Source organism: Leisingera sp. NJS204, assembly GCF_004123675.1.
GTDB lineage: Bacteria > Pseudomonadota > Alphaproteobacteria > Rhodobacterales > Rhodobacteraceae > Leisingera.
Genome location: NZ_CP035417.1, coordinates 3966874 through 3980316 on the forward strand (window position 1 = coordinate 3966874; position 13443 = coordinate 3980316).

14 protein-coding genes and 1 pseudogene are annotated in these 13443 nt (G+C 57.4%); 6 read left to right on the forward strand and 9 right to left on the reverse strand.

Features of this window, described 5'->3' with window-relative positions; all coding sequences use genetic code 11:
* Nucleotides 1-435 precede the first annotated feature (435 nt).
* From ETW24_RS19280 to ETW24_RS19300, 5 genes are all read right to left on the reverse strand, one after another.
* Nucleotides 436-2871, reverse strand: coding sequence for a hypothetical protein (locus ETW24_RS19280; protein ID WP_205877302.1), 2436 nt, complete (start codon nt 2869-2871; stop codon nt 436-438).
* Nucleotides 2868-3737: a flagellar motor stator protein MotA gene (gene motA / locus ETW24_RS19285; protein ID WP_027257081.1), complete on the reverse strand. Its 870-nt coding sequence runs from the start codon at nt 3735-3737 to the stop codon at nt 2868-2870. Before motA ends, ETW24_RS19280 begins: the two co-directional genes overlap by 4 nt.
* Before the next feature lie 78 nt (nt 3738-3815).
* The gene (locus ETW24_RS19290; protein WP_129372541.1) at nt 3816-4430 is read right to left on the reverse strand and encodes a MotE family protein; all 615 of its coding nucleotides are present in this window, start codon (nt 4428-4430) and stop codon (nt 3816-3818) included.
* The gene (locus ETW24_RS19295) at nt 4430-4876 is read right to left on the reverse strand and encodes a hypothetical protein (RefSeq protein ID WP_129372542.1); all 447 of its coding nucleotides are present in this window, start codon (nt 4874-4876) and stop codon (nt 4430-4432) included. The genes ETW24_RS19290 and ETW24_RS19295 overlap by 1 nt, the downstream gene beginning before the upstream one ends.
* Before the next feature lie 9 nt (nt 4877-4885).
* Nucleotides 4886-5410, reverse strand: coding sequence for a flagellar basal body-associated FliL family protein (locus ETW24_RS19300; protein ID WP_129372543.1), 525 nt, complete (start codon nt 5408-5410; stop codon nt 4886-4888).
* A gap of 119 nt (nt 5411-5529) precedes the next feature.
* Between ETW24_RS19300 and fliF the strand changes: the two genes are divergently transcribed.
* From fliF to fliP, 4 genes are read left to right on the forward strand one after another with little or no spacing between them, the layout of a single operon-like run.
* Entirely contained in the window at nt 5530-7203 is a 1674-nt protein-coding gene (fliF, locus tag ETW24_RS19305) for a flagellar basal-body MS-ring/collar protein FliF (RefSeq protein ID WP_129372544.1), read from the forward strand.
* Complete coding sequence (locus ETW24_RS19310; protein WP_129372545.1) at nt 7203-7802, forward strand: ABC transporter ATP-binding protein; 600 nt, start codon at nt 7203-7205, stop codon at nt 7800-7802. Before fliF ends, ETW24_RS19310 begins: the two co-directional genes overlap by 1 nt.
* The gene (locus ETW24_RS19315) at nt 7795-8091 is read left to right on the forward strand and encodes a FliM/FliN family flagellar motor switch protein (protein ID WP_027257075.1); all 297 of its coding nucleotides are present in this window, start codon (nt 7795-7797) and stop codon (nt 8089-8091) included. Before ETW24_RS19310 ends, ETW24_RS19315 begins: the two co-directional genes overlap by 8 nt.
* Nucleotides 8088-8831: a flagellar type III secretion system pore protein FliP gene (gene fliP / locus ETW24_RS19320; protein ID WP_129372546.1), complete on the forward strand. Its 744-nt coding sequence runs from the start codon at nt 8088-8090 to the stop codon at nt 8829-8831. Before ETW24_RS19315 ends, fliP begins: the two co-directional genes overlap by 4 nt.
* Nucleotides 8832-8958: 127 nt before the next feature.
* On the opposite strand, the pseudogene ETW24_RS19325 reads toward fliP, so the two are convergent.
* Together ETW24_RS19325 and ETW24_RS19330 are read right to left on the reverse strand one after the other, a co-directional pair.
* Nucleotides 8959-9114, reverse strand: a pseudogene (locus ETW24_RS19325) (IS3 family transposase); the annotation flags it as partial.
* 250 nt (nt 9115-9364) lie between these two features.
* A complete protein-coding gene (locus tag ETW24_RS19330) occupies nt 9365-10186 on the reverse strand; it encodes a LysR family transcriptional regulator (RefSeq protein ID WP_129372547.1) in 822 nt (273 codons plus the stop codon).
* Nucleotides 10187-10277: 91 nt separating this feature from the next.
* Between ETW24_RS19330 and ETW24_RS19335 the strand changes: the two genes are divergently transcribed.
* Both ETW24_RS19335 and ETW24_RS19340 read left to right on the forward strand, forming a co-directional pair.
* Nucleotides 10278-11183, forward strand: a complete 906-nt coding sequence (locus tag ETW24_RS19335; protein ID WP_164982777.1) for an MBL fold metallo-hydrolase — start codon at nt 10278-10280, stop codon at nt 11181-11183.
* Nucleotides 11184-11547: 364 nt separating this feature from the next.
* Entirely contained in the window at nt 11548-12483 is a 936-nt protein-coding gene (locus tag ETW24_RS19340; protein WP_129372549.1) for a DMT family transporter, read from the forward strand.
* A gap of 6 nt (nt 12484-12489) precedes the next feature.
* Here ETW24_RS19340 and ETW24_RS19345 read toward each other — a convergent pair whose 3' ends face one another.
* Together ETW24_RS19345 and ETW24_RS19350 are read right to left on the reverse strand one after the other, a co-directional pair.
* On the reverse strand, nt 12490-12744 hold the full coding sequence (locus tag ETW24_RS19345) for a DUF6552 family protein (protein WP_129372550.1): 255 nt from the start codon (nt 12742-12744) through the stop codon (nt 12490-12492).
* Complete coding sequence (locus ETW24_RS19350; RefSeq protein WP_129372551.1) at nt 12734-13432, reverse strand: SDR family oxidoreductase; 699 nt, start codon at nt 13430-13432, stop codon at nt 12734-12736. The genes ETW24_RS19345 and ETW24_RS19350 overlap by 11 nt, the downstream gene beginning before the upstream one ends.
* Nucleotides 13433-13443: the final 11 nt, after the last annotated feature.

Here is a 13443-nt window from a genome sequence, read left to right on the forward strand (position 1 = left end):
TACTAGATTCAAACTTATGGAATGCCTGGATTGGTGCCCAAGGATCCAATCTGAAACGCATGTCCGTTTTCCGGAGCTTTGTCAGCACCTGCGGTTGCCGCGCCAATAGCCGCCTGCCAGCCAACCGGTGCCGACGATCAGGCTTTGCGATACCGGTTGCCGGCAATCGGTGCCTGTCAGTCTCAATCAAGTGAGATTTCAGAACGGAACTCGTTACAGAGCGCGCCCAGATTTCTGCGCCTATTGCGCGCAGAAACAGCCCTTTCAGGCAAAGTACTAAATAGTTTTCCGGCATTCTGCCCGTCCAAATCAGGATTCACCCGATCATCACGTTACCGGCAGCCCGTTGACAAAGTGTTATCAGCACAAACAAAGGCCGCCCTTGATCCGGGCGGCCTTTGTTTGTGTTAACATTCTGTCAGATAACTGAAAATACTAAGGGCTTTCCAAGTCTGTGCCAACTTTGTTCAACAGATCAGCAATGCCGCCACGTGTGCCCGCACTGCTTTCAACCAAGGCCCGTGCGTGAGCCAAAGGAGACAAACCCTCTGGATCTTGCGCAGTTTCGCCAATTTGCGTGGTGACAGAAGCAACAGCACCGAATTGCGCGTCATCTCCAGTCTCCATCGCTTCTATGGCGCCCAGGTTTTCGGAATGCCAGAACCCGCGGGCTGCTGCGTTGGCCTCATCTTCGGCAAGAAGATACTCACCGGCCCGGTCATATTCACCATTGCGCCACAAGGCTGCCGCACGCATTTTGTTGGCTTCGGAACTTTCCAGCCCCATCAGCTCGACAAGGGCCTGATGCGGCTTGTCCAGCTCCAATGCGGCCTCGGCCATCATCAGGCGGCGGGCTTCGTTTTCCGGCTCCAGCGCAAGCTTGGTGAGCAGGCCCTGTGCTTGTTCGGCAAATCCAAGGTCCAGCAGCCTGCGGGCAACGGCCGGAGCTACCGATGCGGCTTCAGCCGCGCTGGCCTGACCAGAGAAAACCAGTGAGTACTGCAAAAATGTCACGTCATCTGCACGTTCTGCCAACAGCAGCATCAACGGCTCCAGCGCTGCCGACCGGGCATTCGGGCCGTCCTGCTCAGACAGGCTGTTCAGTTCTTGAAAAGCATCCTGAAACTGCCCCATCAGGGCCAGAGAAGCGACCTGCGCCTGACGCAACTCTGCTCCCAGCTCGGTTTCGCGGTTTTCAAGTTCGTAAGAGGCAATCAAATCCGGCACGTCAGGAGACAGCGCCTTGCGCTCCTTGACGCTAAGAGCAACCAGATCGATCAGTGCGGCCGGTGCATTGCCGTTCCGTTCTGCAACCTCGCTGGTCAGCTCTTCGGCCACCTTTTCGGTATCGCCTGCCAATTCGGCAATCGCCGCCTCAGCAAGGTTGATTTCCGGAACGTCCTCAACCCCGGTCCGGTCAACCGCTCTCAGCACTGCCTCGGCGATATGGTTATCTCCGGCTTCGGCAAACATCTTGCTGATCCGAGGCCCCAAGTGCACCCGCAGGTGAGTCGGCATTTTGGAAAACGCTTGCTGAATGGCGTCGGTGTTGGCGCTCTTCTTGACCAGACCATCCGCCAAAGCGCCCCACAGGGCACTGTCGCCTTCGCAGCCTTGCTGTCCTGAGAACGGGTGATTAACCGGCAGAACTGCTCCATCCATCAGCATCGCCATTGCATCAAGATAGGCTATATCCGGCGCATCCTGATTTTCTGGAGGGAGAATAGTCAAAATGGAGCGAGCTTCGGCGCCAAAGCCGAAATAGAGATACATCCGTGCGAGTGCAAATACACTCGCTGGATTCACATCATCAAATTCCCGGACCAATGCGCTGCGCACCGGTGCCAGCTGATCCGCAAACGGGCTTTCATTGCCCCAGGAATGAATGGCAACATCACGGTTTTGCAAACAATGCTCTGCTTCTCCGTTGCCATCAATCAGAGCAGCCTTCAGCCCGGTTTCACGATCGATTGCAGAGGTCACGGAGATGTGGTCCAAAGGGTTCAACGGCCTGTCTGCACGGCCCAGAGGATCCAATACAGCAGTGCTATCGGCATCAGGAAGCCCATTTGCTGCAACACTCAAAAGTCCTTGATTTGCAGCCCGTCCGATCTGTTGCAGCAACCGTTGCTCGGAATCTTGGACCGCGGCCGCGCGCTCAGTTTCTTCCAGGTTGAGCAGCACTCTGGTCTCAGGGAGCCCGGAAGCCGCATTGGCTTCAGCGGTTTCTGTCTGATCCGGAAAGCTGTTGCCATCCAACGGCAAGACGACTTCTACAGCTTCTTCTTGCTGTTTGGTTGCACTCAGTTCCGGTGCTTCTTCAGCGTCCTGCGGCCGGATTGTTTGCGCCGGATCCGCTCGCCCCGCAACAGCCGCTGCCAATTCCAGAGCCATCCGCGCGTCAGCTGCGGCCGATTGAGAGAAACTGAACCTGTAACCGCTCTGTGTGGCCTGCGGAGTGAGTGGCAGAATACTGCTGGTAGCAGAATACTGCCGCTGTGTTTCCGGTTTACCGCCATCACGTATATCAAGCACCAAGTAGCCATTCTTCTGAACATAAGACGTGACCGTGCAGTCACAGCCTAGCTGCAATCGAAGCGGCTGACCTGGCCCGTTCTGCACGAGTGATTGCAACCGGGTGCGAGGGATCAGGTTGAAGACACGTGAAGTATCGAAAACTGCCTGTGGCGCGTCAATGTTCACTGTCGCCGTCGTGCCGCTTTGAGCCAGCGACCAGTCCGCGCCATCCGGCAGGCGCATCACCAGGCGGGTGAAACCGTTGTGCTCTCCTGACCGGGTCACAATTGTCTGCGCCTGGACAGCTCCTGCCGTCAGAAGCGCGACTGCAGTGGCAAGTGCTCGCCAAATCATGCTGCGTCCTGTTTCACCGATTTGAGGGCTTCTTCAAGTTCAGCGAAGCCGGGACGGAAATGCGAAGGTGTGTTCTGGCGCCCGACTTCGATGCATATTGCTGCTGCATGGTTGTGCAGATTGGCCACCAGAACCTCACGGATAAGCTGATAAAAATGCGCGTCTTCCTCGGTTACCGCTTTTACCTTGGTCGCAAAGGGACCCACGAGGCCATAAGCCAGGAACACGCCAAGAAAGGTACCGACCAGAGCGCCGCCAATCAGTTTACCCAGAACTTCCGGGGGTTGATCAATAGAGCCCATAGTTTTGATGATACCAAGCACCGCCGCAACAATTCCCAGCGCCGGCAGCCCGTCTGCCAGGGTTTGCAAAGCATGGCTGGAGTGCATTGCATGGTGCAGGTTGGCCTCCATGCGCTTTTCCAGCACTTCTTCCACCTGATGCGGATCGTCATAGTTCATCGAGGCCGACCGCATGGTGTCGCAAATCAGGTTCACTGTTTCCTTGTCTGCCAGAATCTTGGGGTATTTATTGAAGACAGAGGAGTTTTCGGGGTCTTCAATGTGTTGCTCCACTTCAACCGGATTCGCCCGCGCGATCCGGATCAGAGCGAACAGAAGGCACAGCAGGTCGCGGTAGTCGTCCGGCTTCCACTTAGGGCCCTTGAAGACCTTACCGACGTCCTTCAACGTATGTTTGATGCCGCCCATATCGTTGCCGATCAGAAAAGCACCGGCTCCGGCACCACCGATCATCATCAACTCAAAGGGCATGGCCTTAATAATGATCGCCATCTTGCCGCCGGCCAGGAGATAGCCGCCGAACACCATGACAAAGATCACAACTATGCCTACAATCCCGATCATGGGTCCACTCCGAATTCCATTGGTTTTTATTAGCTTAGGCGAGTCTTCCTAAGGAAAGACTAAGCGGCGGCGGCCGAATTACTCCTTCGGCACTGCTCCGTTGCGGCCAGCCAAAACAACGCTGATAGTATAGGCGGCTTCCGGGCTCAGCCCTGCCATGATTCCCGCCGCAGCCTCGGGCTGCATCCGGGCGAGGAAACCAGCCGCAAAGGCAGGATCCATTTCCTCAAACAAAGCAGCGGCCTCTTTGGGTTTCATCTGTTCATAGACCGACGTAAGACGCGTCACATCCGCTTCGGTCGCACCATCCGCCAACGCGAGCGTTGCCCGTAAATTCTCTTCGGCCTGTTCCAGCGAAGCCAGTTTCTTGTCGATTGCCTGATCAGCAATTTCCAGGGCTTTCATCCGGTCCTGAATTTCCGCTTCACGGGCGGCCAGAGCCTGTTCCCGCTCCTTAAAGGCTGCCAGCATTGTTTGCAGCTCTGCAGATGTGGGCATCGATTCGCGCTGCGGCTCCCCCTTGTGAGGCTGCGCGTCGCCGCCGGGTTCCTGCAGGCTGGCCACTTCACGGGCAATTGCGGGCCCCGCTTCAAGAGCCAGCCGGACCGCAGCGGATCCCATCAGCAGCACCGCCAGCATCATCAAGGTGCCGCTGCGCCGGAACCGCCTGGTTTTCTTTGCTGCCTTTGCCATTACGCCACCCGATTCTGGCTGCGGTTATGCCGGACGAACATCAAGCCGGAAGGCTTTGCCTCGTCCTGTTCTTCAGCAGACGGCTGCGAATCGGCCTCGTATGCGGCCGCCATCGCGTCGTCCTCGGCCGAAGGTTTAGCTGCCGGAGCCGCAGTTCCGGCCTCGGGGATGTCATGCATGGATGCCATCATCAGTTCCAGCCGCTGAGCCACTGTTTCGGCCCGGCCCGTCAGTTGCTGCAGCGCCTTGCTGGAGCCGTCGGACACCTGTTGCGCCGATTGCAGTGACTTGTTCAGATCATCGACCTGGGCAGACAGGACGGCAACTGCACCGCCCACACCTTTTTCCAAATCATTGAACCGCTTCAGCCTGCGCGACAGTACCAGACAATAGAATCCGGCACCCAGCGCACCGGCCGCAAGCAGGATATCAGCAATAATTTCCATCCTGTCCTCCTAATTCAGTACGAAATCCATAATCAGCAGATCACGCACCCGGCCCTGGCCGGTTGCAATGTTGATCCGCCGCAGCATCTGCGCCCTCAGTTTCGGCAGCGCCATCGGATCAGTCAGATCCTCTAGCTCCAGTGCTCTCAGGTAGCTGTTAAGGACATCGATAACCCGCGGGAGGATTTTCTCGACCTCGGCTTGGTGAGCCAGATCGACCTCAAGTTGCGCGCGGAACCGCAAATGCTTGATACCGCTGGCTTTCCGCAGGGTAATCACAATCGGGTCCATTTCGATAAAGGCAAGATTGGCGATATCCTCCGCCGTCTCACCACTGTCCACGCCTTCTGGCGTCTCTTCGGCCGCATGCGCCGGTTCTGGCGCTGCTTTCTGACCAAAGGGAAGAAGGCCTGACTGTACGGCGAAGAAACCGCCGCCGCCGCCAGCCAATGCCAGCACCACCCCGATAATCAGGGGCAGTTTGCTTTTCTTGGCCGGGGCTTCTGCTTGTGTGTCTACTGCAGCGTCTGTCATGGCTATCCCTAAAACGTCGTGCAGCATCTTCATAACCTGCGAGGAACTAACCGAATGTTAAGGCCGATCCGTCAAAAGGGTTGCACGCCGGAGAGAACGCCGGTGCGACGGAGGTTAATGTGCAGCAGATCAAGAATGTCTGGGCTGAAATGGACATGCGAAAGCGTCTGATAGCCGTGGGTGCCACGGTAATCATGATTCTCAGCGTGATCGCGATGTCCCATGTGGCAAGCAAGCCAACAATGACACTGCTCTATGCCGGGCTGGAAAGCGGCTCGGCCGGAGATGTGGTGCGGGCGCTGGAACAGCGCGGTGCCCAATATGAAGTGCGTGGCAGCTCAATCTACGTGCCGTCAACGCAGCGTGACGAATTTCGGATGACACTGGCCAGCGAAGGCCTGCCCGCCAATGGCGGCAAAGGATACGAGCTGCTCGATTCGCTCAGTGGCTTTGGCACCACCTCGCAGATGTTTGACGCCGCTTATTGGCGCGCAAAGGAAGGCGAGCTGGCCCGCACTATTGTTGGCAGCCCGCATGTAAGCCAGGCACGGGTGCATATCGCCAATGCCGGCTCGAATCCCTTTCAGCGCACCGTAGAACCCACCGCGTCGGTTTCAGTCGTACCGATGGGATCCCCGGTAACACCTGCGCAAGCAAATGCGATCCGCTTCCTCATTTCGTCTGCGGTGACCGGCCTTGCCGTTGAAAACGTTGCAGTGATTGATGCCAACGGCGCGTTGATCGGGTCTTCGGATGCCACTGCAGCCGCCGGTGCCGGAACCGATGACCGGTCCCAAACGCTGCGCGAACGTGTCATCCGATTGGTTGAGGCACGCGTCGGCCAGGGCAATGCAGTGGTGGAAGTGAGTGTCGCGACCGTCACCGACACCGAATCAATCCGGGAAAAGCGGGTGGACCCGAAAAGCCGTGTCGCCGTCAGCACTGACGTCGAGGAACGCGCCGACTCCTCTACCAACCAATCCGGAGAGGTCACGGTTGCCTCCAATATCCCCGACGGTGACGCGGCCTCTGGCCAGGGGTCAAAAGCCAATACCAGCGCCACCCGGGAGCGAATCAATTATGAAATTTCGGAAACCGAGAAAGAGATCCTCCGCGGTCCCGGGGCTATCAAGCGCCTGACTGTTGCAGTGCTGGTCAATGGCTCTGCGGTGACAAATGACGCAGGTGAAACTGTCTTCCAGCCCCGGCCGGAAGACGAATTGGCCGCCTTGCGGGAGTTGATTTCCGCCGCTGTCGGTTTTGACGCAGACCGCGGGGATGTGATTACGCTCAAGTCCATGGAGTTGCCGACAGTGGAACCGCAGGGGTCCGTGGCCACTGCGGGGTTCATGGACAACCTCTACTTTGATGCTATGTCGCTGATCCAGCTTGCGGCTCTGGCCCTGGTCAGCCTGATCCTGGGCCTGTTCGTCGTACGCCCGATCCTGTCGAATCAGGCAGCTCCGGTGGCGGCGCTGACTGGTCCGGATGGTGGCGGGCTGCCCGGGCTGCCAGGTGTTGGCGGCGACGGCTTCATGACTGCGCCTGAACTTGGTTCGGGACTCGCACTAGAGGGTGAAATTGAAAACAACGAAACCGGACAGTTCGAACCCTTGGGCGACCTGCCGGCAATGGGTACTGGCGGCGACATGATGGGGGCGGCCGGTTTTCCGGCACTGGGCGGCAGCATGGATGACCCGGTCGACCGTCTGCGCAACTTGATTGGCGAGCGGCAGGAAGAAACCGTCCAGATCCTGCGCGGCTGGCTGGAAGAAAACAAGGAGCAAGCCTGATGACGATTGCACATTTGCTCGAAGACTTCGCAATGAACACCTCGGCAGAGCCTGCCCTGCCCGCGGTTTCCGAGGAACTCATAGAAGAGCAGCGGCTGGCTTCCTTTGAGAACGGCTACAGCGCCGGGTGGGATGATGCCGTAACGGCCAAAGACCAGGAAAGCAGCCGGATTTCGGCAGAGCTGGCCAATTCTCTGGAAGATCTCAGTTTCACTTATCACGAAGCCCAAAGTCAGCTGCTCGATTCGCTGGACCCGATGTTCAAGGTGCTGACCAGTGCAGTGCTGCCAGATGCCATGGCTGCCTCTTTCGGGCATCATATCGTCGATCAGCTTGCTGATATGGCCAAAGGCCAGACCGACCAGCCGATGCAGATCGTGGTCGCTCCCGGGGAGGCGGCACCAGTGCGCAGCCTGTTGCCGGACAATTTCTCCGTTCCGGTCACAGTGCAGGAAGACAGTTTGCTGTCTCCCGGCCAAGCCTATCTGCGCATTGGCAGCACCGAATGCGAAATCAATTGCGACGCCCTTCTAGAATCGATCCAGGACTCGATAGAGGCCTTCACCTATCACGCGAAAGAGGACAGCCAGTATGGATGATGCTGCCGACCTGAATATGAAATCCGCTGATGCAAACAATCCCTTTGTTTCGGTTCCCGTCGAAGTGGTTGTCTCGGTCGGCAAAGCCCGGCCGCTGATCCGTGACCTGGTCAGCCTTGGCGAAAACGCGATTCTCACTTTGGATAAACGGGTTGAAGACCCCGTGGATCTTTACGTCGGCGACCGGCTGGTCGCCCGTGGCCAGCTCGAAGAGCTGGAGGGAGATCAGGCTGGCCAGCTGGCCGTGCGCTTGACAGAAATTGCTGATCTTCAAAGCGGTTTGGGATGACACACAAGACTATTGTGCGGGCGGCCCTGGCTGCAGCAATCCTGCTGGCCATGCCGCACACCGCCCTGGCTCAAGAACTGAGCCTTTCGCTGGCAGACGGCGAATCGATCTCCGCCCGCTCGATCCAGCTGATCCTGCTGATTACTGTGCTCAGCCTGGCTCCAGGCCTGCTGATCATGATCACCTGTTTTCCATTCCTGGTGACAGTCCTATCGATTCTGCGTCAAGGCATCGGGCTGCAGCAAGCACCGCCCAACATGCTGATCATCAGTCTGGCGCTGTTTCTGACCTATTTTGTGATGGAACCCGTCTTTACCGAGGCCTGGACCACTGGCATCAATCCGCTGCTGGAAGAAAGGCTGGAACCGGGCGTGGCCATCACCCGCAGCTTGGAGCCCTTCCGTGCCTTCATGGCGAACCGGTTGGATCCGGACACATTTTATGCAATTGCGGATCTCAGGCCGGAAACCCAGGGCATGGATCCCGTGGCCGAAGCTCCGTTATCGGCGCTGGTCCCTAGCTTCCTGCTGTCGGAAATTTCGCGCGCTTTTCAAATCGGGTTTCTCGTCTTCCTGCCATTTCTGGTCATTGATCTTGTTGTTGCTGCAGTCCTGATGTCCATGGGGATGATGATGGTGCCGCCTGCTATCGTGTCCCTGCCCTTCAAACTGGCATTTTTTGTAGTCGCAGATGGCTGGAGCCTGATCGCCACCGCTCTGGTACGCAGCTACTACCCCTGAACCCTGCCAATGGTCTGGAAAAGGTATGGGTTGTGAACTGCCCACGGCAATCAACCGCGTTCAACGCAAGCTGGAATGTCAGCCCGGCCGTGACAGGAAAATGGTAGCCGCACGCCTGGGCGTTATTGTCGAGCTCCCGCGCGACCCGCTGACCGGATAGCGATGTGTCGATCACGCAAGCCAGGCACTCCCGGCCGAAGTCATCGATGACGCTCAGAGCCCGGAAACGGCGCCCGTCTGACAGGCTGTCAGACACGAAGTCCAGCGACCATCTTTGGTTCGCTGAATCGGCTTTTCCGCGTTGTCTGTCTCCTCGCGTGGAGAACAGGCTAACGTCGAAACGCGGATATTTTTGGGGCGCAGGTCAGAAAATATGACCTAATCAAACAATTTGCTTTGACGATTTCGAATCGTCCAGCAGTTCCTTCGAAATCGTACTGCATCTTTTGGAAAGCGTGGGACGGTTCTCAATTGCCTGAATGACAGGGCTTGCGCCAGTTTGAGGCGCACTCAATAACTCAGGTTTCGTGCGTCTATATAGCTAGTTCCTGAATGAGAATATCTTTGAAGAGCTGAACCCTTTTGGGCTGGTGTTGCTTGTGGCGATACACAAGAAACAGCGGCAGCGGAGCATGCGGCCCATCTGGTCCGATGCCTTCTTCCATTTGTGCTGCAGCCAATGCCACTTCGCAAACCGATCGGGGAAGGTACGCTCGAGCTTGGCCGCTTGCTACAAATGCGAGAGAAAGTTGCAAGGAGCGCGTGGAAAGGCCGTTCAGCTTGTCCTTAGCTCCAAAACGTTTTGCCAAGGGCCGCAACACGGGAAGGCTGTCGTCCCCGAGCCGCCCTGGCGGGCCGACAAAGATGACTTCCGTGTCGTTCAAATGCCGCGCTATTAGGCCGTCGCCTCCAGGCGCCCCACCCCGCAACGCCAAATCGACCCCGTCTTCAATGAAGGACGCCGGCCGGTCATCCACGTGGACTTTGACTGAGATGTCTGGATAGGTGGAGCGGAACCTGCCGGTGATCCCAGCAAACTGTGCCATCGGGAAAGCTGCCGGGATTGACACACGTACCTGCCCGGTGGCCTCTTGTGCCGCGCCAACGGCTTCGTGTGCCAGCATAAGTTCGTGCAAAGCTATCTGGCTATGCGCCAAAAATATCTGACCTTCCGCAGTCACGGCAACTGTTCGTGTCGAGCGGTCGAACAGGCGCACACCGAGTTGAGCTTCAAGTGATTTGATTCTTGTAGTCACCGTCGCGGCAGGCAGCCCGAGGCGGCGTCCAGCATCCGCGAAACTGAGGCAGTCAGCTACTTCTACAAAAGTTTCCAGAGTTCGCAGATCTGACACCATTCAGATTATCCGTTTAATGAATTCAATATTCCGTTGGTTATGTGTGGTGAGAAACTGGAATAGGTCAACGAAGAAACGCAAGGAGATGACAATGCACAGAAGAGATCTACTCAAACTTGGCACGGTCGCCGCAGCAAGTGCCGCTCTCACGCCACTTTCCTCCGCAGCTGGCATTTCTGCATCTAATGTTACCGTCCGCTGGCTTGGAGGTGCCATGCTGGAACTCCGCATCGGCGATATTCGTGTTCTCACTGACCCATGTCTGGGTGACGGGACCGAGGCATTTGAGATGGGGGACCCAAATGAAATGTTCGATCTGTCCACAGGTCCGAACATCAAGATGCACGAAAGGCTTACACCATTCCCAGGCATGGCGATGCGGGAGTACGATGTTGTGCTGCTCAGCCATGCGCACGAGGACCATTTCGACCAGAAAGCACAGGCATGGCTTGGCGCCAATGGCCCCGTTCTCTGTTCCGTTCAAGATGTAAACGCGCTCACCAAGAAGGGTTTTGCAGCTCAGGCACTGATCCACGGAGAAAACCGCGCCTTCAGGCGGGGCGATACAAAGGATTCGATTACATCTATTCCTGCAGTCCACTCGCTCAACACAGGCATTTCCGACATTCTCGGGCTTGGGAATGGTTACTGGCTGCAAGCGACAATTCGCGGCAAGACGAGCCATATCTACTGGGCCGGAGACACTTTCATGGCAGACCCGGTGCAGGCGGCAGTTCAACAGTTTCCGGCGCCTGATATGCTGATACCTCATATTGGGGCTGTTGGTACAAATGGGACATTGGGCCAGTTGTCGATGACTGGTCATCAGGCTGTAGAATTCGCGGAACGCCTCAAAGCGGGCCTGATTTTGCCTGTTCACCACTCGACATACGCGCTCTATCAGGAACCCGTGTCCAAGATGATAGAAGCGCACGCAATTTCAGGCATTCCATCGGCGCTGAACGTTCTGCGCGAAGGATCGGCGCTAACTCTTTAAGGTTGCCTGAATTGAGTACCGCGCGGAACGAGAGCTCCGGCCCCGGTGCGGCCTTTTAGCAGATCGGACACCTCTTCAACGCTGAATACGACTGGCGGCTTCTTGGGCCGGGAAAATGCATGCACCGCTTCACACTTAGCCGTTACGCGGGCCGACCACCCGCCCATTTACTCACTAGGGCGGTCTGCCTCACGTTCTCGTGTCTTATGGGAAGGCAATTGGAGCGGTACAGGTAGTGACCTGATGGATCAGGTGGTTGGCATCGTACATCGGCGGCTCTTGTCTAAACCGGCGCCGTTTGCGCCTTCTACCCGCCTGGAATCAAGCCATTGATCTTTGCGGCGCATGGGCGCAGGTTCACGCCATGGTAAAACCCTTAACATCGCATCGACCTATGCTGGCGATTCTCCTGAAGGTGACAGCAATTGCCCTGTTCACTGCTCTGTCCGGCATCATCAAGGCGACATCCGAGCATGTGCCAGCAGGGGAAGCGGTGTTTTTCCGGTCGTTTTTTGCAATTCCAGTGATTGTGGTCTGGCTGTCCATGCGCGGAGAATTGCGGCACGGGCTGATCACCCAAAAGCCGATGTTTCACGTGTGGCGCGGCCTTGTTGGAACGTCGGCAATGGGGATGACCTTCATGGGGCTGGCACTGCTGCCGCTGCCCGAGGTCACCGCCATCGGCTATGCCACGCCGATCTTCACCCTGATCCTGGCGGCGCTGTTATTGGGAGAGACGATCCGGTTGGTGCGGATTTCCGCAGTGGCGATCGGTTTACTGGGTGTGATGATCATGATCTGGCCGCGGCTTGGCGGGGATATGAGCGACGGCGCCATGCTGGGCGTGCTGCTGGTGGTCGGGGCGACGGTGGCCCGCGGCTTTGTGCAGATCCACATCCGCCGCATGGTGCAATCGGAACACACTGCGGCGATCGTGTTCTATTTCTCGCTGACCGCCTCTGCCCTGGCGCTGCTGACCGCGCCGTTCGGCTGGACCATGCCGGATGCGCAAACCGCCGCGCTGCTGGTCGGCGCCGGGATAGTTGGCGGGGTGGCGCAAATCCTGGTCACCTCTTCTTACCGCTTTGCGCCTGCGTCGATGCTGGCGCCCTATGACTATGCCTCAATGATTTTTGCAATCGTCATTGGCTATGTCTGGTTCGAAGAATGGCCGACGCTGGTGATGCTGGCGGGCGCAACGCTGGTCATTGCCGGCAATGTTCTGGTGATCTGGCGCGAGCACCGGCTTGGCCTGCAGCGCGGCAAGGCTAAGCCGATGATTGATCCCAAGGGCGGATAATTGGCTCTAACTTGACCAAATACCTGCAATCATCGCGCCAAGCGCTACAGCATGGATCAGCATAATTGCACGGTCATTCCACAAAACGCCAACCAGGAACCATCCTGTTAGCCCGGCCAGGAACAGATAGATGTTCCAGGGATGAAGCCCCCAAGCGGTGGCAGAATAGCCAAGGATCTGTACGATGGACGCGGCCCATTTCAATAAAAAGGCCGGGTTGACCTCGGTATTTCCGGGCAGGACCTGAGCGTCAGACTGCACGTGTCAGCCCCCCGTCGACACGAATGTTCTGGCCAGTGGTGTAAGCGGCATCTTCCGAAGCCAGATAGGCAATCAGCGCAGAAATTTCACGCGAGGTGCCGTAACGGCCCATCGGAATACGGGCCTTGCGGTCCTCGGTTTCGGGCAGGCTGTCGATAAAACCCGGCAGCACATTGTTCATCCGCACGCCTTGGGCGGCGAATTTGTCGGCAAACAGTTTGGTAAAGCTCGCCAGACCGGCCCGGAACACACCGGAGGTCGGAAACAGCGGATCCGGTTCAAACACCGCGAAGGTCGATATGTTGATGATCGATCCCTTGCCCTGTGCCACCATGATGGGTGCCACCAGGCGCGCCGGGCGGATCACGTTCATCAGGTAGAATTCCATCCCCAGATGCCAGTCGTCATCGCTGATTTCCATGATATCACCCTTAGGGCCGTGGCCTGCGGAATTTACCAGCACATCGATGCGGCCCCAGCGTTCCATCGCCTTGTCCACCAGCGCCTGAAGTTCGCTTTGCTCCTGATTAGAGCCTGTATGCCCCACTCCACCCAACTCCTGCGCCAGGGCCTCGCCCCTGCCAGATGAAGACAGGATCGCGATTTCATATCCCTGCTCATGAAGATGGCGGGCAGCGTCTGCGCCCATGCCGCTGCCTGCAGCGGTGAAAAGTGCAACTTTGGTCATTCTGGAACTCC

Coding starts and splice junctions, on each gene's coding strand:
- ETW24_RS19340 (WP_129372549.1), top strand. CDS start 11,548: ATGGTAAAACCCTTAACATCGCATCGACCTATGCTGGCGATTCTCCTG.
- motA (WP_027257081.1), bottom strand. CDS start 3,737: ATGATCGGGATTGTAGGCATAGTTGTGATCTTTGTCATGGTGTTCGGC.
- ETW24_RS19290 (WP_129372541.1), bottom strand. CDS start 4,430: ATGGCAAAGGCAGCAAAGAAAACCAGGCGGTTCCGGCGCAGCGGCACC.
- ETW24_RS19335 (WP_164982777.1), top strand. CDS start 10,278: ATGCACAGAAGAGATCTACTCAAACTTGGCACGGTCGCCGCAGCAAGT.
- ETW24_RS19330 (WP_129372547.1), bottom strand. CDS start 10,186: ATGGTGTCAGATCTGCGAACTCTGGAAACTTTTGTAGAAGTAGCTGAC.
- ETW24_RS19280 (WP_205877302.1), bottom strand. CDS start 2,871: ATGATTTGGCGAGCACTTGCCACTGCAGTCGCGCTTCTGACGGCAGGA.
- ETW24_RS19315 (WP_027257075.1), top strand. CDS start 7,795: ATGGATGATGCTGCCGACCTGAATATGAAATCCGCTGATGCAAACAAT.
- ETW24_RS19295 (WP_129372542.1), bottom strand. CDS start 4,876: ATGGAAATTATTGCTGATATCCTGCTTGCGGCCGGTGCGCTGGGTGCC.
- ETW24_RS19300 (WP_129372543.1), bottom strand. CDS start 5,410: ATGACAGACGCTGCAGTAGACACACAAGCAGAAGCCCCGGCCAAGAAA.
- fliP (WP_129372546.1), top strand. CDS start 8,088: ATGACACACAAGACTATTGTGCGGGCGGCCCTGGCTGCAGCAATCCTG.
- ETW24_RS19310 (WP_129372545.1), top strand. CDS start 7,203: ATGACGATTGCACATTTGCTCGAAGACTTCGCAATGAACACCTCGGCA.
- ETW24_RS19350 (WP_129372551.1), bottom strand. CDS start 13,432: ATGACCAAAGTTGCACTTTTCACCGCTGCAGGCAGCGGCATGGGCGCA.